Here is a 19137-nt window from a genome sequence, read left to right on the forward strand (position 1 = left end):
TTCAAGTTCAGGGGGTGGGGAGCCGTGGGCGGAATCACCGTCACGGCCCGGGGCCTCGGGCTCGAGGGATCCCGCGGATGGGCGTTCCGCGGGGTCTCGCTCGACGCGGAGCCCGGTGCGCTGATCGCGATCGAAGGACCGTCCGGCTCCGGCCGTACGTGCCTGCTGCTCGCGCTCACCGGACGGATGAAGGCCACCGAGGGAACGGCCGTCGTGGGAGAGGCCCTGCTGCCGAAGCGGATGGCGGCGGTACGCCGCGTCAGCGCGCTGGCGCACGTGGCCGGCGTCACCGACCTCGACCCGGCCCTCACCGTCGGGGAGCATCTGCGCGAGCGGGCGCTGCTGCAGCGCCGTTTCGGTGACTCGCTGCGCGCCCTGCTGCGGCCACGCGGCGAGCGCAGGAGTGAGGAGCGGCTGCGGATCCACTCCGCGCTGGCCGCCGCCGGTCTCGACCCCGAGGCGCTGCCCAAGGGCGCGCGGACCGCCGTACGGGACCTGGAGCGCCTGGAGGCGCTGCGGCTGTCCATCGCCCTGGCTCTGCTGGGACGCCCCCGGCTGCTCGGCGTCGACGACACCGACCTGAAGCTCTCGACCGCCGAGCGGGCCGAAGCCTGGTCCCTGCTGAGGTCGATCGCCGAGGCCGGGACGACGGTCCTGGCGGTGTGCAGCGAGGCTCCCGAGGCCTCGGTGGCCGTGTCCACCCGTAGGGGCTCCGCCACCGAGGCCGAGGACTCCCACAGCGAAGCCGACGAAACGAAGGAGGCGGCCGATGCGCTCGCCGAAACTGGCCGCTCTTGAGCTCCGCCGCTTCGGCCGGGGCAAGCTGCCGCGTGCCGCCCTGGTCGCGCTGCTGGTGCTGCCCCTGCTGTACGGCGCGCTGTACCTGTGGTCGTTCTGGGACCCGTACGGGCGACTGGACCGCATCCCCGTGGCCCTTGTGAACGCCGACAAGGGGGCGACCGTCGACGGGAAGCGGCTCTCGGCGGGCGACGACATCACCGAGGGGCTGCGCGACAGCAGGACCTTCGACTGGCGCGAGGTGAGCGCCGCCGAGGCCCGCGCGGGTGTCGAGGACGGCACGTACTACCTGTCGCTCACCATGCCGGCGGACTTCAGCAGGCGCGTCGCCTCCAGTTCGGGCGACTCCCCCGAGACGGGCGCGCTCCAGGTGCGGACGAACGACGCCAACAACTACATCGTCGGGCAGATCTCCCGGACGGTCTTCAGTGAGGTGCGCCAGGCCGCTTCCAAGAAGACGTCGCGGTCCTTCCTGGACAAGATCTTCGTCTCCTTCTCCGACATCCACGGTGAGACCGTGAAGGCGGCGAAGGGCGCCGACAATCTCAAGGGCGGCATCGGGAAGGCGGAGAAGGGCTCCCAGGACCTCGCCGACGGGCTGAAGGACGCCAAGGACGGCAGCGGTGACCTGTCCAAGGGCCTGAAGAGGCTCCACAAGGGCGCGGGTGACCTGGAGGATGGCTCCCAGCGGGTCGCGGAGGGCACGCAGGCGCTCGCCGACAAGGTCAACGGGATCGACGCCAAGGTGGGCCCGTTCCTGAAGGACAACGAGAAGACCATCGGGGACACGGCCCAGCTCGTCGCCGACGCGTCCGGGGCGATCCGCGACAACCTCGACACCCTGGTGAAGCGGGCGCCCACGGCCGCCAAGGGGGCACATGCGGCGTCCGACGCGCTCGACGAGATCCACAGGAGGCGCTGCGAGGAGCCCGTCCTGCCGGACGCGGCCTGCGCCGACCTGAAGAAGGCCAAGGACTCCGCGGCCGACGTGGCGCTCATCGCCGACGACCTCAACACCTTGATCGCCGACCACGACGGCGACGTGAAGAAGCTCGACAAGAACCTCGCCACCCTAGAGAAGCAGTCCCAGGCGCTCGCCGACCGCGCGCCGCACCTGTCCGAGGACCTCGACGACGCCGTCAAGAAGATCAACAAGCTGAACGACGGGGCCGCCAAGGTCGCCGCCGGAGCCGAGAAGCTCCACAAGGGGCTCGGCACCGCCAAGACCGGCGCCGTGGACCTCGACAAGGGCGTCGGTGATCTGAAGACGGGCGCCGAGGACCTCAATGGCGGCATGTACAAGCTGGTCGACGGCTCCGGCGAGCTCGCCGGCGGGCTGCACGACGGGGCGGAGCGGATCCCCGACTACGACAAGCAGGACCGCGACCGGCGCACCGAGGTCATGGCGGACCCCGTCCAGCTCGTCTCCCGGGACCTGCACAAGGCGCCCAACTACGGCACCGGATTCGCTCCGTACTTCATCCCGCTGTCCCTGTGGGTGGGTGCGATGGTGGCGTACATGCTGATCGCGCCGATGAACCGGCGCGCGCTCGCCGCGGGCGCCTCCGCGTGGCGGATCGCGCTGGCGGGCTGGCTGCCGGTGGTGACGATCGGGGTGCTGCAGACGGTCGCCCTGATGTCGGTGCTGCACTGGGCGGTCGGTCTGCAAATGGCCCGGGCGGCCGGCACGGTGGGCTTCCTGTTCCTGGTGACGGCGTGCTTCGCGGCGATCGTGCAGTGGCTGAACGCGCGCTTCGGGGCGGCCGGCCGGATCCTCGTCCTCGCCCTGCTGATGCTCCAGTTGACGTCGGCGGGCGGCACGTACCCGGTGCAGACCAGTCCCGGCTTCTTCAACGCGCTCCACCCGTTCCTGCCGATGAGCTACGTCGTCGAGGCCCTCAGGCGGCTCATCACGGGCGGCGGTCTGGAACCGGTGTGGCACGCGTGCGTGGTGCTGACGGCGTTCACCGCGGGCGCCCTCGCGCTGACCGCGCTGTCGGCCCGCCGCCGGCAGGTGTGGACGCTGGACCGGCTGCACCCGGAGCTGACGCTGTGACCTCGCGGACATCCGGGGAGACGGTTGCTGTGACAATCAGGGCCATGGAACGCAGCAGTGCCGCGTCGGGCGGCAGTACCCGTCGCGAGGCCACCCGGCAGAAGCTCTACGAGGCGGCCGTCACGCTCATCGCCGAGCAGGGCTTCTCCGCCACGACGGTGGACGAGATCGCCGAGCGAGCGGGGGTGGCGAAAGGCACGGTCTACTACAACTTCGCCAGCAAATCGGTCCTCTTCGAGGAGTTGTTGCGGCACGGCGTGGGCCTCCTCACCTCCTCCCTGAAGGAGGCGGCCGAACGGACGGAGAAGGAGGGCGGCAGCAAGGTCGACGCGCTGGACGCGATGATCCGCGCGGGGCTCGTCTTCATAGACCGCTACCCGGCCTTCACCCAGCTGTACGTCGCCGAGCTGTGGCGCACCAACCGGGCCTGGCAGTCCACGCTGATGGTGGTCCGTCAGGAGGCCGTCGCGGTCGTCGAGGGCGTTCTGCGCGAGGGCGTGAAGAACGGCGAGTTCAGCGAGGAGATCGACATCCCGCTGACGGCGGCCGCGCTGGTCGGCATGGTGCTGGTGGCCGCGCTGGACTGGAAGGCCTTCCAGCCGGAACGCTCCCTGGACGACGTCCACGCGGCACTGTCCCGGCTGCTTCAGGGGCGGGTGAGCGGCCGCCCCTGAAGCAGCCGTACACGAAGGCCGGAACCGGCCGGCCGTACACGCCTACCTGAAGCAGCCGTACACGAAAAGGCGAAGGCGCCGGTCCGAGGTGGCCGCGTCCCCCGCGGGCCACCGTAGGACCGGCGCCTTCCTTGCTCCCCCGTACATCCCCCGTACGTCCCCCCGTTGGACCCCCGTTCGGTCGTCCCCCGGGATCCCCCGTGCCTCGCTCCCGCCGACACCGTCGGCGGAAGGAGCGGATCGTGGGCCGGACCGTTCCGGCGCCCCGTGTCGCCGGTACCGGAGCCGTGCCCCTCTCCGTGTCTCCACTCTCTCGTTCACGCAGGTCGGGGCCCATCCGCGCGCGTACTCATCTCCGTCACTAGGTACGGATACTCAGTCCTGCGCACGCGCCCCCAGGCATCCGCGCCGCCGCCTGGTCACGAGCGCCTGCGCGCCCGTACTCCCCCGGCCGCGCCGTGCCGCTCAAGGGGCGGAACGCCGCTGGTCACAGGCCCGGACATGGAGTGTCAGTGGCGGCCGATAAAGTCGCAGGCATGGCACGGATTGCGGTGATCGGCGCCGGGATGGGCGCGATGGCGGCCGCCGCCCGGCTGGCCGTCGCGGGCCACCGGGTGGCGGTGTACGAGCGGACGGAGACGTACGGCGGAGCGTTGCGCCGCCTGGAGCGGGACGGCTTCCGGTTCGACACCGGCCCCGGCCTGCTGCCGCTGCCCGCGGTCCACCGCGACCTGTTCGTCAAGACGGGCAAGGAGCCGCTGGAGGCGTGCGTCGAGCTGGTCCAGGTCGACCCGTCGGCACGGCACGTGTTCGCGGACGGTACGCGGGCCGCGCTGCCCAACGCCTCCCGCGCGGGCGTCGTCGCGGCCCTGGACGAAGCGCTTGGGTCGGGGGCGGGCCGGCGCTGGGGCGATTTCCTGGTGCGGGCCCGCGAGGCCTGGGACCGCACCCGCCGGCCGCTCCTGGAGGAGCCGCTGTGGCCCAACTGGCAGGTGCTGGCCGACCGCGAGCCCTACCCGTCGGTCCCCCACAAGCGGCTGCTGCGCACCCGCCGGGCCGGCACGCTCGCCGAGGTCGGCGCCTGGGAGCTGCGCGACCCCCGGCTGGCCGCCCTGCTGGAGAGCCACGCGCTGGCGTACGGCCTGGATCCGCGGGTCACCCCGGCGAGCGCGGCCGTACTGCCGTACATGGAGCACGCCTTCGGCACCTGGTACGTGCGCGGCGGCCTGCGGGAGCTGGCGCGTGCGGTGTACGAGCGGTGCACGGCCCGGAGAGTCGAGTTCCGTTTCGGTGCCGAGGTCACCGGAGTGCTGGAGAAGGACGGCCGGGTGGCCGGGGTGGAGCTCGCCGACGGGACGGTGGCGGAGGCGGACTTCGTGGTCGCCGGTGTCGCGCCCGGCACGCTGGACCGCCTCACCCGAAGCACGGCGGTGCGGGGCGAGGGCGAGGTCCCGCCGCGGCGTGGAGCGGCGAGCCGTGTCACGGTGCTGCTGGCGCTGCGCGGCGGCCGTCCCGAGGGCACGGCGCACCGGACGGTGGTGCACGCGGAGGACCGGGAGGCGGAGCTGGACGCCCTGTTCGGCGCGGCGCCGGGCCCGGCCGCGCGCCCGACCGTCACCGTCCTGCGGCCCGACGATCCGGGGCTGGTCCCAGACTCCGGCCACGAGGCGGTCACGCTCACCTCGGCCGTGCCCGCGGGGGCACAGGTCGACGATGGGTACGCCCAGAGCCTGATCACCGTCGCCGAGCGTGCGATACCGGGCCTGCGCGACCGTCTCCTCTGGCACGAGGTCCGCACCCCGGCCGACATCGCGGAGGCGACCGGTGCGGAAGGGGGCGCGATCCCGGCACCCGCGCTGGCCGCGGCCGGCGGACGGCTGCTGCACCCGTCGAACAGCACGCGCGTCGACGGCCTGTTCACCGTCGGCGGCTGGGCACACCCCGGCGGCGGCCTGCCGCACGCCGGCATGTCGGGCGCCCTGGTCGCCGGGCTGATCGTGGAGGGGCCGGACTTCCGGGGTTCGCAGTAACGGCCCGCCGCCGCAGGCCCTCAGAAGCGGTACTGCTCGTCGAACCCGTTCCCCTGCGTCTGCGGCCCGTTGCCCTGGTACGGGTACGGCTGCTCCGGCGGAAGGTCGCCGCCATACGGGGGGTCGTCGGTGCTGCGCTGCTGCGGGACCCACAACCCGCCGGGCGGGGTCTCGCCGTAGCCGCCGGTGCCGTACTGGTCCTGGCCGTAGCCCTGCTGCCCGTACTGCTGCTGGGTGCCGTAGTCGGTGTCGTACGCGCCGCCGCCGTAGGACTGGGTGCCGATGTACGGGTCGGAGTAGGCGGCGTACTGCTGCTGGCCCGTGGCGTCGTAGCCGTAGCCCTGCTGGCCGTAGCCGGAGTAGTCGTAGGCGTAGGACTGGTCGGCGGTCTGGGCGGCCGTCGCGTGCTGGTCCTGGGCGTAGCCGGAGTCGGTGTACACGCCGTAGTTGCCGGTGTCCTCCGGAACGGGCTGCGGCTCGTACACGGCGGTGGTCTCGGCGGCCGTCGGCTGGACGGGGCGGGCGGGCGTGAAGACGTCGTCGCGGTCATAGTCGTCGTCCTGGCCGTACGACACGCTGTCGCGGCCCGGGGTGCGCTCGCCGTCGCCGTAGCCGACCTCGGCGGCCTCCAGGCCGGAGACCTCGAGGGTGGGGGCCTGGCGGCCCCGTTCGCCGCGGCGGCGCTTGCTGCCGCCCAGGGCCGGGGCGGACATCGCCCAGCCGGCCGCGAAGCCGCGGCGGAACGACAGCGTCACGTAGGTCTGCCCGACCGCGAAGGCGGCCGCGCCCAGTCCGATGATGACGACGGACGGGATCAGTACACCGACCACGACACCGAGGAAGCCGACGAAGGCGAGCAGCCGCCAGCGCAGACGTGCCTTGTACTGCAGCAGCACCTCGCCCAGCAGCCACAGCGCGACGATGCCGAACGCGATGTAGAGGACCGTCCAGCCCATGTACGCCCCTCTCCCAGTGGCCGCTACGCAGTGTGTCGTACACCGGTGCGGCCGGTCTAGGCCTGCGGCGGGTGGTGCAGGCCCAGGTTCTCGTAGATTTCCAGCGTCGCCGTCGAGTTGTTGAGCGTGATGAAGTGCAGCCCGGGCACTCCCTCGGCCAGCAGCCGCGCACAGAACTCCGTGGCGAACTCGATGCCAATGGAGCGTACCGCCGCCGGATCGTCCTTCGCTGTGAGGATCCGCTCTTTCAGGACGTCCGGGAACGAGGCGTTACTGAGCTTCGGCAACCGTTCCAGCATCTTCACACTGGTCACCGGCATCACTTCGGGGATCACCGGGGTCTCGCAGCCGGCCGCGTCGACTCGGTCACGCAGGCGCAGATAGGACTCCGGGTGGAAGAACATCTGCGTGATCGCGTAGTCGGCGCCGGCCCGGCACTTGTCGACGAAGTGCGCGACGTCCGTGTCCCAGTCGGCGGAGCGCGGGTGCATCTCCGGGAAGGCCGCGACACCGACGCAGAAGTCGCCCGACTCCCTGATGAGCCGGACGAGTTCGGCGGCGTAGGTCAGGCCCTGCGGATGCGGGATCCACTCGCCCATCGGGTCGCCGGGCGGGTCGCCGCGCACGGCGAGGATGTTACGGATCCCGGCATCGGCGTACTGGCCGATGATGTTGCGCAGCTCGGCGACGGAGTGGTCGACCGCGGTGAGGTGCGCGACCGGGGTGAGGGTGGTGTCGGCGGCGATCTGCTCGGTGGCCTTCACCGTGCCCGCGCGGGTGGAGCCGCCCGCGCCGTACGTCACGGAGACGAAGTCGGGGCCGACGGCCTCGACCCTGCGGAGCGCGTTCCACAGGTTCCGCTCGCCCTTCTCCGTCTTGGGAGCCCAGAACTCGAACGAGTACGTCGTCTTGCCGGTGGCGAGCATGTCACGCACGGTGCGTGCGCGATCAGTCCTGGTGGATGCGGTTCCGAGGGCCATACGGGCAGGTTAGTCAGGGGGCGGCGGTCCCCCAACCAGGCGACGGAGAATTGCCCGTTTTGTCGCCCTGTTGTCCACCCCTTGGACAAACCCGAGCCAAACCGGCGCTCCTGCGCCTGCCGCAGCCGTTACCTACGCCTGCCGCAGCCGCTTGGCGAACTCCGCCGCCGCGGCGCCCGGGTCGTCCGCCTCCGTGATCGCCCGTACGACGACGACCCGGCGGGCGCCCGCTTCCAGGACCTCGTCGAGGTTGCCCAGGTCGATGCCGCCGATGGCGAACCAGGGTCGGTCGGTGCTGAGGCCGGCGGTGTACCGGACCAGGTCGAGGCCGGGGGCGTGGCGGCCCGGCTTGGTGGGGGTGGGCCAGCAGGGGCCCGTGCAGAAGTAGTCCACGCCGTCCTGGGCGGCGGCCGCGGCGGCCTCGGACTCGGCGTGCGTGGAGCGGCCGATCAGGACCTCGTCGCCGAGGATCGCGCGGGCCGCGGGGACCGGGAGGTCGCCCTGGCCGAGGTGGAGGACGTCGGAACCGGCGGCGTGGGCGACGTCCGCGCGGTCGTTGACCGCCAGGAGCTTGCCGTGGCGGGCGCAGGCGTCGGCGAAGACGCGCAGGTGCTCCAGCTCCTCGGCGGCCTCCATGCCCTTGTCACGCAGCTGCACGATGTCGACCCCGCCCGCCAGGACCGCGTCCAGGAACTCCGCGAGGTCGCCCTGGCGCCTGCGCGCGTCGGTGCAGAGGTACACACGGGCGTCGGCGAGCCGGGCGCGTGCGGAGGAGACGGTGTCGGCGGTGTCGGGCATGCGGGTGTCCCCCGTGGTTGTCGTGGTGTACGGGCCTTGGCGGGCCTGGCGAGGCAGGCCCCGGAAGGGCCGTTGTGGTGGCGTACCGGCCTGGCGAGGCCCGTACGTCGTGACGTAGGCAGGACCCACCAGGGCCCCGTCGGCGGTGACGTGGGCAGGGCCCACCAGGGCCGTTGACGGTGGCGTACGGGCCGCGGCAGGGCCCGAGGCCACCGGCGCACGGGCCCGGGTGGAGCCGACGGCCGGCGGCCGTGGTCCACCGGGGCCGTGACCCCGATGGACCGCGGCCCGTACACCGGGCGGTTTGTTCAGGTCCGGCCCTGCTCACACAACGCCGGACGGTTGTTCGGTCGGGTCTGGTTCAGACGGCGAGCGCCTGGGCGCGGCGCTTCACCTCCGTGCCGCGATTCTCGCTGAGTGCCTGCGCGGGGGTGCCGGGCAGGGTCGGGTCGGGGGTGAAGAGCCACTCCAGCATCTCTTCGACCGTGAAGCCGTCGTCCCGCAGGAGCGTCAGGGTTCCGGACAGGCCCTTGACGACCTTGTCCCCGTCGATGAAGGCCGCGGGGACGTGCAGCGCGCGGTTCTCACCGCGGCGTACGGCGATGAGCTGGCCGTCCTTGACCAGCTGCCGCACACGCGTCACCTCGACGCCGAGCTTTTCGGCGATGTCGGGGAGGGTGAGCCAGGCGGGGACGAGAGCATCGATCTTTGCGTCAATCTCGGTCACGGAAACTAGCCTGCCATCCGCCACTGACAGTCGGAAGTCAGGCCGGTCCACCTGGGCGGACGCGGCTGCCCCGCCGGACAGGTGCTAGGCCGTCGCCGCCTTGAGCGGCCTGGCCGGATCCGCCAGCAGCTCCGGGTTCATCGGCGTGCCCGCCTCGATCAGGCGGCGCCCCTGGGCCAGGTCCCGGGGGCGGCCCACCGCGAGCAGGGCGACCAGGCGGTTCTCGCGGAGCCAGCAGACCGTCCAGGCCGGTCCGGAGGGGTCGCCGCGCCACAGGGTCCGGTCGGCGGACGCGTGGTGGCCGGCGTACTGGACGAAACGGCCGAACTGCTCGGACCAGAAGTACGGCACCGGGTCGTAGACCGCCGGTGTCTCGCCGGTGGCCTGCCCGATGATGTTCACGGCCACCGTGCGCGGCCCCTGGAGGGCGTTGTCCCAGTGGTGGACGAGCAGGCGCTCGCTGTACCGCCCGGAAGGGAAGGAGGCGCAGTCGCCGACCGCGTACACGTCCGGCAGCGAGGTGCGCAGGTGCTCGTCGGCCACCACCTCGCCGTACGTGCCGAGCTCGATCCCGGAGCCGGCCAGCCAGGCCGTGGCCGGGCGGGCGCCGATGCCGACGACGACCGCGCCCGCGGGCAGCCGGGAGCCGTCGTCCAGGATCACCGCGCCCGGCTCGACACGCTCCACGCGCGCGTGCGTGCGCAGCACGGCGCCGGCATCGGCGTACCAGGCGGCCATCGGCGCGGCCACCTCGGCGGGCAGCGCGCCCGCGAGCGGCCGGCCGGCGGCCTCCACGACGGTCACCGCACAGCCCGCCTCGCGCGCGGCGGTGGCGAACTCCGCGCCGATCCAGCCAGCGCCGACGACCACGACGTCGTGCTGGCGGGCGAGCACAGGCCGCAGCCGTTCGGCGTCGTCCAGGGTGCGCAGCAGGTGCACGCCGGGGACGCCCTCCGCGCCCGGCAGCCGGACCGGTTCGGCTCCGGTGGCGACGACCAGGACGTCGTAGGGCACGGGACCGTCGGAGGTGTCCAGCACGTGCGCGTCCGGGCGCACGCCCAGCACCTCGCAGCCGAGCCGCAGTTCGATGCCGAGCGCCTCGAAGTCGACGTCGAAGGCGGAGCCCTCGGCCTTGCCGAGCAGCACGGCCTTGGACAACGGCGGCCGGTCGTAGGGCTGGTGGGGCTCGGCGCCGATGAGGGTCACGGTGCCGGTGAAGCCCTGTTCCCGCAGGGCGACCGCCGACTGCACGCCGGCCATGCCCGCGCCCGCCACGACCACGCGCCGCGGCACGGGCTCTCCCAGTCCGGGTCGCCGTTCCTGCGTCTGCTCGCTCACCTGATCACCATAGTCAGCTGACATGTCGTCAGTCAGCGCTCATGTGCCGTGACCTGCTCCACAACGCTGGTCCCGCCGCCCTGCTGCGACTCCCACTCCCAGGTCTCCTCCAGCCGCACCCGCCCGTCGGGCAGCTCCACGACCGTCGACACGCAGTGCCCCGACGAGGTCGTGCCGTCCTGCTTCAGCTGCACGTACCGGAAGTCCAGCCGGTCCCCCTCCCGGGTACCCACCAGGTATCCGCGTACGACGTCGCCACCCGCGTACTCGGCCCAGATCGCGCCGTCCTTCTCGTGGTACGTGAACCGGGTGCGTGTACCCACCTGACCTGGGGCTTGATCGGCCACCGGGGCGAGGACGAGTCCGTCGAGCGAACGTGCCACGGGCTGAGGCTCCCTTACAGACGCGCGGAACCAAGGGCTAGGGTGGCCAACGTAAAGCACTCGCGGGAGCCCGGACGCACCGGGCTGAGAGGGAGGCTGGCGGCCTCCGACCGTACGAACCTGATCCGGGTCATGCCGGCGAAGGGAGGGGCTGGACGCCCATGTCGCCTACGCGTACGTCAGACGTCCTCGTCGTCGGGGGCGGAATCATCGGCCTGGTCACGGCCTGGCGGGCCGCGCAACGCGGGCTGGCCACGGCCGTGGTGGATCCCGAGCCAGGGGGCGGTGCCGCGCAGGTCGCGGCCGGGATGCTGGCCGCCGTCACGGAACTGCACTACGGCGAGCAGACCCTGCTGGGCCTCAATCTGGCATCGGCCCGCCGCTATCCGGACTTCGCGGCCGAGCTCACCGACCTGACCGGCCACGACCTCGGCTACCGCCGCAGCGGCACGCTCGCGGTCGCGCTGGACGCCGACGACCGGGCCCATCTGCGCGAACTGCACGCACTGCAGCAGCAGTCGGGGCTGGACGCGCAGTGGCTGTCCGGGCGGGAGTGCCGGCGCCTGGAGCCGATGCTCGCGCCGGGGGTGCGCGGCGGGCTGCGGGTCGACGGCGACCACCAGATTGACCCCCGGCGGCTGGCCGGAGCACTGGTGGCCGCCTGCGAGCGGGCGGGCGTGGTCTTCCACCGGGTGTGGGCCGAGCGGCTCACCGTCCTGCATGACCGGGCCGCGGGTGTCGTCACGGCCGACGGCACCGCGCTGGGCGCCGGGCAGGTGGTCCTCGCGGCGGGCAGCCTCAGCGGGCGCCTGGCGGGCGTGCCGCAGGACGTCCTGCCGCCCGTACGGCCCGTGAAGGGACAGGTCGTACGGCTGACGATGCCAACGGGCCGGCAGCCGTTCCTGAGCCGGACCGTGCGGGCCGTCGTCCGCGGCAGCCACGTCTACCTGGTGCCGCGCGAGAGCGGCGAACTCGTCGTCGGCGCGACGAGCGAGGAGATGGGCTGGGACACGACGGTCACCGCGGGCGGCGTGTACGAGCTGCTGCGCGACGCGCACGAACTGATCCCCGGCATCACCGAGCTGCCGCTCACCGAGACCCGGGCCGGCCTGCGCCCCGGCTCCCCCGACAACGCGCCCCTGCTCGGCCCGACCGAGCTGGACGGACTGCTGCTGGCCACCGGGCACTACCGCAACGGCGTGCTGCTCACACCGGTCACCGGCGACGTCATGGCGCACGTCCTGACCATCGGTGAACTCCCCGACGAGGCCCGCCCCTTCACCCCGCGGCGCTTCAGCACCGCCGTCCTCACGGAGCAGCCCGCATGAGCGTCTCGGTCACCATCTCCGTCAACGGGGAGCCCCGGGAGGTCCGCCCCGGCACGGCTCTCGACACCGTCGTGAAGACCCTCACCGCGGCGCCCTCCGGAGTGGCCGCCGCCCTGAACGAAACCGTCGTCCCGCGCGCGCAGTGGTCGTCCACGCCCCTCTCCGAGGGGGACCGCGTGGAAGTCCTCACCGCCGTCCAAGGAGGCTGAACCGTGGCCGACGATCCGTTTGTCCTCGGCGGTACGTCCTTCACGTCCCGCCTGATCATGGGTACGGGCGGTGCGCCCAGCCTCGACGTGCTGGAGCGCGCGCTGGTCGCCTCCGGGACGGAGCTGACCACGGTCGCGATGCGGCGCGTGAACCCCTCGGTGCACGGTTCCGTGCTGTCCGTGCTGGACAAGCTCGGCATCCGCGTGCTGCCCAACACGGCCGGCTGCTTCACCGCCGGGGAAGCCGTCCTCACCGCCCGTCTCGCGCGCGAGGCGCTCGGCACCGACCTGATCAAGCTGGAGGTCATCGCCGACGAGCGCACCCTGCTGCCCGACCCGATCGAGCTGCTGGAGGCGGCCGAGACGCTGGTCGACGACGGGTTCACGGTCCTGCCGTACACCAACGACGACCCGGTGCTGGCGCGGAAGCTGGAAGACGTGGGCTGCGCCGCGATCATGCCGCTCGGCTCACCGATCGGCTCCGGGCTCGGCATCCGCAACCCGCACAACTTCCAGCTGATCGTGGAGCACGCGCACGTGCCCGTGATCCTGGACGCGGGGGCCGGTACGGCGTCGGACGCGGCGCTGGCGATGGAACTGGGGTGCGCGGGTGTGATGCTCGCCTCGGCGGTGACGCGGGCGCAGGAGCCGGTGCTGATGGCCGAGGCGATGAAGCACGCGGTGGAGGCGGGCCGGCTGGCCCGGCTGGCGGGGCGGATTCCGCGCCGCCACTTCGCGGAGGCGTCCTCCCCGACGGAGGGCCGCGCACACCTCGATCCCGAGCGCCCCGCCTTCTAGGCCCTGTCGCGCCCGTCGCGCGACAGTCACAGGTGCGCTGCAGTCCCGCCCCGATACCGGCCGAAGGGGCGGGCTGTCGGCGGCGGCTCGTACACTCACCTGCGTGGACACGACCCTTCAGGACCCTCTGGTCGGGCAGCTGCTCGACGGCCGGTATCGCGTCGACGCGCGGATCGCGGTCGGCGGGATGGCCACGGTCTACCGGGCCGTGGACACCCGTCTGGACCGCGTCCTCGCGCTCAAGGTGATGCACCCGACCCTCGCGGCCGACGGCTCATTCGTCGAGCGGTTCATCCGCGAGGCGAAGTCGGTGGCCCGGCTGGCCCACCCCAACGTGGTGCAGGTCTTCGACCAGGGGACCGACGGGCCGTACGTCTACCTCGCCATGGAGTACGTCGCCGGCTGCACCCTGCGCGACGTGCTGCGCGAGCGCGGGGCGCTGCAGCCGCGGGCCGCGCTGGACATCCTGGAGCCGGTCCTGGCCGCGCTCGGCGCCGCGCACCGCGCCGGGTTCGTGCACCGGGACATGAAGCCGGAGAACGTCCTGATAGGGGACGACGGGCGGGTCAAGGTCGCCGACTTCGGGCTCGTCCGGGCCGTGGACACGGTGACGAACACCACCGGGACCGTGCTCGGCACGGTCGCGTACCTCGCACCCGAGCAGATAGAGCACGGCACCGCCGACCCGCGTGTCGACGTGTACGCGTGCGGCGTGATGCTCTTCGAGATGCTGACGGGCGAGAAGCCGCACGACGGGGACTCCCCCGCCACGATCCTCTACAAGCACCTCCACGAGGACGTGCCACCGCCCTCGGCCACCGCGCCCGGCCTGGCGTACGAGCTGGACGAGCTGGTCGCCTCGGCGACCGCCCGCACCCCGGACGTCCGCCCGCACGACGCGGTGGCACTGCTCGCGCAGGCCCGCGAGGCGCGCGGCCGGCTCAGCGCGGACCAGCTGGACGCGGTGCCGCCGCAGGCGGTCTCGGCGGAGCACGACATCGCCGAGGACCGTACGAGCGTCATCCCGCGCGCACTGACCATGCCCCGGCCGCTCCCCGTGAACGAGGACGACGACGCCGAGGCCCCCGCCCTCAACCGCACCAGCCGTCTGGCGACGCCTCCGCCCCCGCCGCCCCGGCGCCGCTCCGGCCTCCGGCGCGGGCCGCTCGCGATCGTCGCCGCCGTCCTGCTGGTGCTCGGCGTCGGTACGGGCATCTGGTACATCAACTCGGGTCAGTTCACCAAGGTCCCGCCGCTGCTGGAGAAGACCGAGGCCCAGGCCCGGGACCGGCTCGAGGCGGCCGGGCTCGAGGTCGGCAAGGTCGAGCACGCCTACAGCGACACCGTGCGGCGGGGCACGGTCATCGGCACGGACCCGGCGGCGGGCGAGCGCATCCGCAGCAACGACTCGGTGACGCTCACGATCTCCGACGGGCCGCAGACCGTACGGGTGCCCGCCCTGGAGGGCAAGCGCCTGGACAAGGCCCGGGCCGAGCTGAAGGACGAGAGCCTGGAGCCGGGCATGGTAACGCGGGCGTTCAGCGAGGACCTGCCGCGGGGTCTGGTGATCTCCACGGATCCCGCGGGCGGCACGAAGCTGCGCGCGGGCTCGGCCGTCGCGCTCACCGTCAGCAAGGGCAGCCCGGTGGACGTGCCGGACGTGACCGGCGAGGACCTCGCCGAGGCCAGGGCCGACCTGGAGAACGCCGGCCTGAAGGTGGAGATCGCCTCCGCACGCGTCAACTCGGAGCACGACAAGGGCCAGGTCGCCCGCCAGACCCCGGGCGGCGGCAGCCAGGCCGCCGAGGGCGACACGGTGACCCTGACGCTGTCCAAGGGCCCGGAGATGGTGGAGGTCCCGGACGTGGTCGGCGACAGCGTCGACGACGCCAAGCGGAAGCTGGAGGCCGCCGGCTTCCAGGTCGACGAGGACCGCGGCCTGCTCGGCCTGTTCGGCGACACCGTCAACGGCCAGTCCGTGGAGGGCGGGGACACCGCGCCCAAGGGATCGACGATCACGATCGAGATCCGCTGAGGCGCACGCCACCCCCATCCACCGGCAGACCGCGCCCGGCCCCATGACACCCTGAACGGGTGAACCATCAGCAGTCCGGTCGCCCGCGCAACCCCGTCGGCGGCCACGTCCCCGTGGCCGGCGGTCTCCACTCCGTCGGCCTGTCCTACGCCCGTGACCTCCAGGCCGAGACCGTGCAGGTCTTCGTCGCCAACCCGCGTGGCTGGGCCACACCCGCCGGCAATCCGAAGCAGGACGAGGCGTTCCGCGCGGCGTGCGAGGCGGAGTCGATCCCGGCGTACGTCCACGCCCCGTACCTGATCAACTTCGGCTCGCACACCGAGGCGACGGTCGAGCGGTCGGTGGAGTCGCTGCGGCACTCGCTGCGGCGCGGGCGGGAGATCGGCGCGCTGGGCGTGGTCGTGCACACCGGCAGCGCGACCGGCGGCCGGGACAGGGCGGTGGCGCTGAAGCAGGTACGGGAGTACCTGCTGCCGCTGCTGGACGAGCTCACCCACGACGACGATCCGTACCTGCTGCTGGAGTCGACGGCGGGCCAGGGCGCCTCGCTGTGCTCACGGACCTGGGACTTCGGTCCCTACTTCGAGGCACTGGACGCCCATCCGAAGCTGGGCGTGTGCCTGGACACCTGCCACGTCTTCGCGGCGGGCCACGACCTGACCGGGCCGAGCGGCATGCACCAGACGCTGGACCTGCTGGTGGACACGGTCGGCGAGGGCCGGCTGAAGCTCATCCACGCCAACGACTCCAAGGACGTGGTCGGCGCCCACAAGGACCGGCACGCGAACATCGGCGCCGGCCACATCGGCGAGGACCCGTTCCGGGCGCTGATGACCCACCCGGCGACCGAGGGCGTACCGCTGATCATCGAGACGCCCGGCGGCAAGGAGGGCCACGCGGCGGACGTGGAGCGGCTGAAGAAGCTCAGGGAATGCTGACGCGGAACACCAGGAGTCAGAGCTCGGGGCCGTCCCCGGGCTCCTCCTGGTACGAGTAGCGCTGTTCCTTCCACGGGTCGCCGATGTTGTGGTAGCCGCGCTCCTCCCAGAAGCCGCGGCGGTCGGCGGTCATGTACTCCACACCGCGGACCCATTTGGGGCCCTTCCAGGCGTACAGGTGGGGGACGATCAGGCGCAGCGGGAAGCCGTGCTCCGCGGTCAGCAGCTCGCCGTCCTTGTGGGTGGCGAAGATCGTGTGCTCGGAGGCGAAGTCGGACAGCCGCATGTTCGAGCTGAAGCCGTACTCCGCCCACACCATCACATGGGTGACGCCGGGTGCCGGTGGAGCCTTCTCGAGGATCGTCCGGGCCGGGATGCCGCCCCATTCGGCACCGAGCATGCTGTACTTCGTGACGCAGTGCAGATCGGCCACGACGGTGGTGTACGGCAGGGCCGTGAACTCCTCGTGGGTCCAGCAGTGCTTCTCACCGTCGGCGGTGGCGCCGAAGACCCGGAACTCCCAGCGCTCGGGCCGGAACCTGGGCACCGGCCCGTAGTGCGTGACCGGCCAGCCCTTCTGCACTCGCTGTCCCGGCGGAAGCTCGAACCGCACCGCTCCTCCTGAACCGCCCTCTCCCGATTCACGTTCCACCGGCTGACCCATGACTCCATCCTGACAGACCCCGGGGGATGCACAGGACCGGGCCCACCCGCATTCGGGCAATCAATGACAACTAGAACTAAGCCTGCCCTAACTTACTAAGTGCAGACTTACTGGACGATCTTCGTCGCCGGTGGAATCATGCGGCGCATCCTGCCAGTTCCCCCGCTTGGAAGGAGCCTCTGCGATGCAGGGCGACCCCGAGGTCCTCGAATTCCTGAACGAGCAGCTGACCGGCGAGCTCACCGCGATCAACCAGTACTGGCTGCACTACCGGATCCAGGACAACAAAGGCTGGACCAAACTCGCCAAGTACACGCGTGACGAGTCCATCGACGAGATGAAGCACGCGGACAAGATCACCGAGCGCATTCTGATGCTGGACGGCCTGCCCAACTATCAGCGTTTGTTCCACGTACGGGTAGGCCAGACGGTCACCGAGATGTTCCAGGCCGACCGGCAGATCGAGGTGGAGGCGATCGACCGCCTCAAGCGGGGTATCGAGGTGATGCGCGCCAAGGGCGACATCACGTCCGCGAACCTCTTCGAGTCGATCCTCGAGGACGAGGAACACCACATCGACTACCTGGACACACAGCTGGAGCTCATCGACAAGCTCGGCGAGGCGCTGTACATCGCGCAGCAGATCGAGCAGCCGAGCTAGGCCGCTTCCTCCAGCCCGGCCAGCACCGGCTTGCCCTGGTCGGCCAGCTCACGGCGCGGGCACGCACCCCTGCCCAGCAGGGCCTGGATCCGGCGTACGCACGACCCGCAGTCCGTGCCCGCCTTGCAGGCGGAGGCGATCTGCCGGGGTGTGCAGGCACCATTCTCCGCGTGCTGCTTGACCTGTTGCTCGGTGATGCCGAAACAACTGCAGACGTACACGCGGTCACCTCCTGCCGGGATCTGGGTCGCGCCGTCCCGACCCTTGATCGGTGAGGCTAACCTAACCTTACCCGTCGCTCAGGAGCCGCAAAAGTCATGTGGGGCGCGGATCGTATGTGATCCGCGCCCCACTCGACGTCCCGGTAACAGGCGATCCGGTTACTGGTCCCTGTACATCTCGGCGACGAGGAACGCCAGGTCCAGCGACTGGCTGCGGTTCAGGCGCGGGTCGCAGGCCGTCTCGTAGCGCTGGTGCAGGTCGTCGACGAAGATCTCGTCGCCGCCGCCCACGCACTCGGTGACGTCGTCACCGGTGAGCTCCACATGGATGCCGCCCGGGTGGGTGCCCAGCGCCTTGTGGACCTCGAAGAAGCCCTTGACCTCGTCGAGCACGTCGTCGAAGCGGCGGGTCTTGTGACCGGAGGCCGCCTCGAAGGTGTTGCCGTGCATCGGGTCGGTCACCCAGGCCACCACCGCGCCCGACGCCGTGACCTTCTCCACCAGCTCGGGAAGCCGGTCGCGGATCTTGTCCGCGCCCATGCGGACGATGAAGGTCAGCCGGCCCGGCTCGCGCTCGGGGTCCAGACGCTCGATGTACTGCAGCGCCTCCTCGGCCGTCGTGGTCGGGCCGAGCTTGATGCCGATCGGGTTGCGGATCCGCGAGGCGAACTCGATGTGCGCGTGGTCCAGCTGCCGGGTGCGCTCACCGATCCACACCATGTGCGCCGACACGTCGTACAGCTGCCCGGTGCGCGAGTCGACCCGCGTGAGCGCCGACTCGTAGTCGAGCAGCAGCGCCTCGTGCGAGGAGTAGAACTCGACGGTCTTGAACTCCTCCGGGTCGGCCCCGCAGGCGTGCATGAAGTTCAGCGCGTTGTCGATCTCACGCGCCAGCTGCTCGTAGCGCTGCCCGGACGGCGACGACTTCACGAAGTCCTGGTTCCAGGCGTGCACCTGGCGCAGGTCGGCGTAACCGCCGGTGGTGAAGGCGCGCACCAGGTTCAGCGTGGAGGCCGAGGCGTGGTACATGCGCTTGAGCCGCTCGGGGTCCGGGATGCGGGACTCGGGCGTGAACTCGAAGCCGTTGACGGAGTCGCCCCGGTAGACGGGCAGGGTCACGCCGTCGCGGGTCTCGGTCGGCTTGGAGCGCGGCTTGGAGTACTGGCCGGCGATCCGGCCCACCTTCACCACGGGCACGGACGCGGCGTACGTCAGCACGGCGCCCATCTGGAGCAGGGTCTTGAGCTTGTTGCGGATGTGGTCGGCGGACACCGCGTCGAAAGCCTCGGCGCAGTCGCCGCCCTGGAGGAGGAACGCCTCTCCCTTGGCGACGGCCGCCATCCGGGCGCGCAGCTGGTCGCACTCGCCCGCGAAGACGAGCGGCGGATACGACTCGAGGTCCGCGATCACTGCGCGCAGAGCCTCGGCGTCGGGGTACTCGGGCTGCTGCGCCGCGGGCAGGTTTCGCCAGGTGTTGCCAGCGCTCGCGCTGGTCTTAGCGTTCACGGTCACGCCCACCACATTACGGGGTCGTGTCGAGCCG

General features: G+C 71.8%; 19 protein-coding genes and 1 riboswitch. Of the genes, 10 read left to right on the plus strand and 9 right to left on the minus strand.

Translation table 11 applies throughout. The features are described from left to right. Positions 1 to 24 precede the first annotated feature (24 nt). The 4 genes from ACYVMZ_RS01195 (at position 25) to ACYVMZ_RS01210 (ending at position 5558) form a co-directional block, all read left to right on the plus strand. Entirely contained in the window at positions 25 to 798 is a 774-nt protein-coding gene (locus ACYVMZ_RS01195) for an ATP-binding cassette domain-containing protein (protein ID WP_461074458.1), read from the plus strand. After that, a complete protein-coding gene (locus ACYVMZ_RS01200; RefSeq protein WP_461074460.1) occupies positions 770 to 2854 on the plus strand; it encodes a YhgE/Pip family protein in 2085 nt (694 codons plus the stop codon). The genes ACYVMZ_RS01195 and ACYVMZ_RS01200 overlap by 29 nt, the downstream gene beginning before the upstream one ends. 44 nt (positions 2855 to 2898) lie before the next feature. After that, on the plus strand, positions 2899 to 3528 hold the full coding sequence (locus ACYVMZ_RS01205) for a TetR/AcrR family transcriptional regulator (RefSeq protein ID WP_461074462.1): 630 nt from the start codon (positions 2899 to 2901) through the stop codon (positions 3526 to 3528). Between the two features lie 536 nt (positions 3529 to 4064). Further along, positions 4065 to 5558: a phytoene desaturase family protein gene (locus ACYVMZ_RS01210; RefSeq protein ID WP_461074464.1), complete on the plus strand. Its 1494-nt coding sequence runs from the start codon at positions 4065 to 4067 to the stop codon at positions 5556 to 5558. Positions 5559 to 5578: 20 nt separating this feature from the next. On the opposite strand, the gene ACYVMZ_RS01215 is transcribed toward ACYVMZ_RS01210, so the two are convergent. The 6 genes from ACYVMZ_RS01215 to ACYVMZ_RS01240 form a co-directional block, all read right to left on the minus strand. Beyond that, positions 5579 to 6514, minus strand: coding sequence for an SCO2102 family sporulation regulator (locus ACYVMZ_RS01215; protein ID WP_461074466.1), 936 nt, complete (start codon positions 6512 to 6514; stop codon positions 5579 to 5581). A gap of 56 nt (positions 6515 to 6570) precedes the next feature. Beyond that, on the minus strand, positions 6571 to 7494 hold the full coding sequence (metF, locus tag ACYVMZ_RS01220; RefSeq protein ID WP_461074468.1) for a methylenetetrahydrofolate reductase [NAD(P)H]: 924 nt from the start codon (positions 7492 to 7494) through the stop codon (positions 6571 to 6573). Between the two features lie 132 nt (positions 7495 to 7626). After that, a complete protein-coding gene (thiE, locus tag ACYVMZ_RS01225) occupies positions 7627 to 8292 on the minus strand; it encodes a thiamine phosphate synthase (RefSeq protein WP_461074470.1) in 666 nt (221 codons plus the stop codon). Between the two features lie 361 nt (positions 8293 to 8653). After that, positions 8654 to 9019 (minus strand): Rv2175c family DNA-binding protein, encoded by a 366-nt coding sequence (locus ACYVMZ_RS01230; RefSeq protein ID WP_461074472.1) that lies wholly within the window; start codon positions 9017 to 9019, stop codon positions 8654 to 8656. Positions 9020 to 9103: 84 nt separating this feature from the next. Continuing rightward, positions 9104 to 10357 (minus strand): NAD(P)/FAD-dependent oxidoreductase, encoded by a 1254-nt coding sequence (locus tag ACYVMZ_RS01235; protein ID WP_461074474.1) that lies wholly within the window; start codon positions 10355 to 10357, stop codon positions 9104 to 9106. Between the two features lie 32 nt (positions 10358 to 10389). Then, entirely contained in the window at positions 10390 to 10740 is a 351-nt protein-coding gene (locus tag ACYVMZ_RS01240; RefSeq protein ID WP_461074476.1) for a hypothetical protein, read from the minus strand. A 52-nt stretch (positions 10741 to 10792) separates the two neighbouring features. Beyond that, positions 10793 to 10904, plus strand: a riboswitch (TPP riboswitch). Between ACYVMZ_RS01240 and thiO the strand changes: the two genes are divergently transcribed. The 5 genes from thiO to ACYVMZ_RS01265 all read left to right on the plus strand — a co-directional run bounded on the left by thiO (position 10902) and on the right by ACYVMZ_RS01265 (position 16048). Further along, a complete protein-coding gene (gene thiO / locus ACYVMZ_RS01245; RefSeq protein ID WP_461074478.1) occupies positions 10902 to 12068 on the plus strand; it encodes a glycine oxidase ThiO in 1167 nt (388 codons plus the stop codon). Its footprint overlaps the riboswitch before it by 3 nt. Further along, on the plus strand, positions 12065 to 12277 hold the full coding sequence (gene thiS / locus ACYVMZ_RS01250) for a sulfur carrier protein ThiS (protein WP_461074480.1): 213 nt from the start codon (positions 12065 to 12067) through the stop codon (positions 12275 to 12277). Before thiO ends, thiS begins: the two co-directional genes overlap by 4 nt. Before the next feature lie 3 nt (positions 12278 to 12280). Beyond that, a complete protein-coding gene (locus ACYVMZ_RS01255; protein ID WP_461074482.1) occupies positions 12281 to 13075 on the plus strand; it encodes a thiazole synthase in 795 nt (264 codons plus the stop codon). A gap of 103 nt (positions 13076 to 13178) precedes the next feature. Continuing rightward, on the plus strand, positions 13179 to 15110 hold the full coding sequence (gene pknB / locus ACYVMZ_RS01260; RefSeq protein ID WP_461074484.1) for a Stk1 family PASTA domain-containing Ser/Thr kinase: 1932 nt from the start codon (positions 13179 to 13181) through the stop codon (positions 15108 to 15110). 59 nt (positions 15111 to 15169) lie between these two features. Then, positions 15170 to 16048 (plus strand): deoxyribonuclease IV, encoded by an 879-nt coding sequence (locus ACYVMZ_RS01265; RefSeq protein ID WP_461074486.1) that lies wholly within the window; start codon positions 15170 to 15172, stop codon positions 16046 to 16048. 16 nt (positions 16049 to 16064) lie between these two features. Here the strand turns inward: ACYVMZ_RS01265 and ACYVMZ_RS01270 are convergent, their stop codons facing one another. Further along, positions 16065 to 16712 carry a sulfite oxidase-like oxidoreductase gene (locus ACYVMZ_RS01270; RefSeq protein ID WP_461074488.1) on the minus strand — a complete coding sequence of 216 codons (648 nt, stop codon included), beginning with the start codon at positions 16710 to 16712 and terminating at the stop codon, positions 16065 to 16067. 184 nt (positions 16713 to 16896) lie between these two features. On the opposite strand from ACYVMZ_RS01270, the gene bfr reads away from it, so the two are divergent. Continuing rightward, on the plus strand, positions 16897 to 17373 hold the full coding sequence (gene bfr / locus ACYVMZ_RS01275; protein WP_461074490.1) for a bacterioferritin: 477 nt from the start codon (positions 16897 to 16899) through the stop codon (positions 17371 to 17373). Here bfr and ACYVMZ_RS01280 read toward each other — a convergent pair. After that, entirely contained in the window at positions 17370 to 17594 is a 225-nt protein-coding gene (locus tag ACYVMZ_RS01280) for a (2Fe-2S)-binding protein (protein WP_461074492.1), read from the minus strand. The genes bfr and ACYVMZ_RS01280 overlap by 4 nt on opposite strands. A 159-nt stretch (positions 17595 to 17753) precedes the next feature. After that, the gene (locus ACYVMZ_RS01285; protein WP_461074494.1) at positions 17754 to 19106 is read right to left on the minus strand and encodes a class II 3-deoxy-7-phosphoheptulonate synthase; all 1353 of its coding nucleotides are present in this window, start codon (positions 19104 to 19106) and stop codon (positions 17754 to 17756) included. Positions 19107 to 19137 lie beyond the last annotated feature (31 nt).

The organism is Streptomyces deserti, from assembly GCF_054782695.1.

Bases quoted from the DNA above. Each gene is read 5' to 3' on its own strand.
- metF (WP_461074468.1), bottom strand. From the start codon at position 7,494: ATGGCCCTCGGAACCGCATCCACCAGGACTGATCGCGCACGCACCGTG.
- ACYVMZ_RS01205 (WP_461074462.1), top strand. From the start codon at position 2,899: ATGGAACGCAGCAGTGCCGCGTCGGGCGGCAGTACCCGTCGCGAGGCC.
- ACYVMZ_RS01215 (WP_461074466.1), bottom strand. From the start codon at position 6,514: ATGGGCTGGACGGTCCTCTACATCGCGTTCGGCATCGTCGCGCTGTGG.
- thiE (WP_461074470.1), bottom strand. From the start codon at position 8,292: ATGCCCGACACCGCCGACACCGTCTCCTCCGCACGCGCCCGGCTCGCC.
- thiO (WP_461074478.1), top strand. From the start codon at position 10,902: ATGTCGCCTACGCGTACGTCAGACGTCCTCGTCGTCGGGGGCGGAATC.
- bfr (WP_461074490.1), top strand. From the start codon at position 16,897: ATGCAGGGCGACCCCGAGGTCCTCGAATTCCTGAACGAGCAGCTGACC.
- ACYVMZ_RS01200 (WP_461074460.1), top strand. From the start codon at position 770: ATGCGCTCGCCGAAACTGGCCGCTCTTGAGCTCCGCCGCTTCGGCCGG.
- ACYVMZ_RS01210 (WP_461074464.1), top strand. From the start codon at position 4,065: ATGGCACGGATTGCGGTGATCGGCGCCGGGATGGGCGCGATGGCGGCC.
- thiS (WP_461074480.1), top strand. From the start codon at position 12,065: ATGAGCGTCTCGGTCACCATCTCCGTCAACGGGGAGCCCCGGGAGGTC.
- ACYVMZ_RS01270 (WP_461074488.1), bottom strand. From the start codon at position 16,712: ATGGGTCAGCCGGTGGAACGTGAATCGGGAGAGGGCGGTTCAGGAGGA.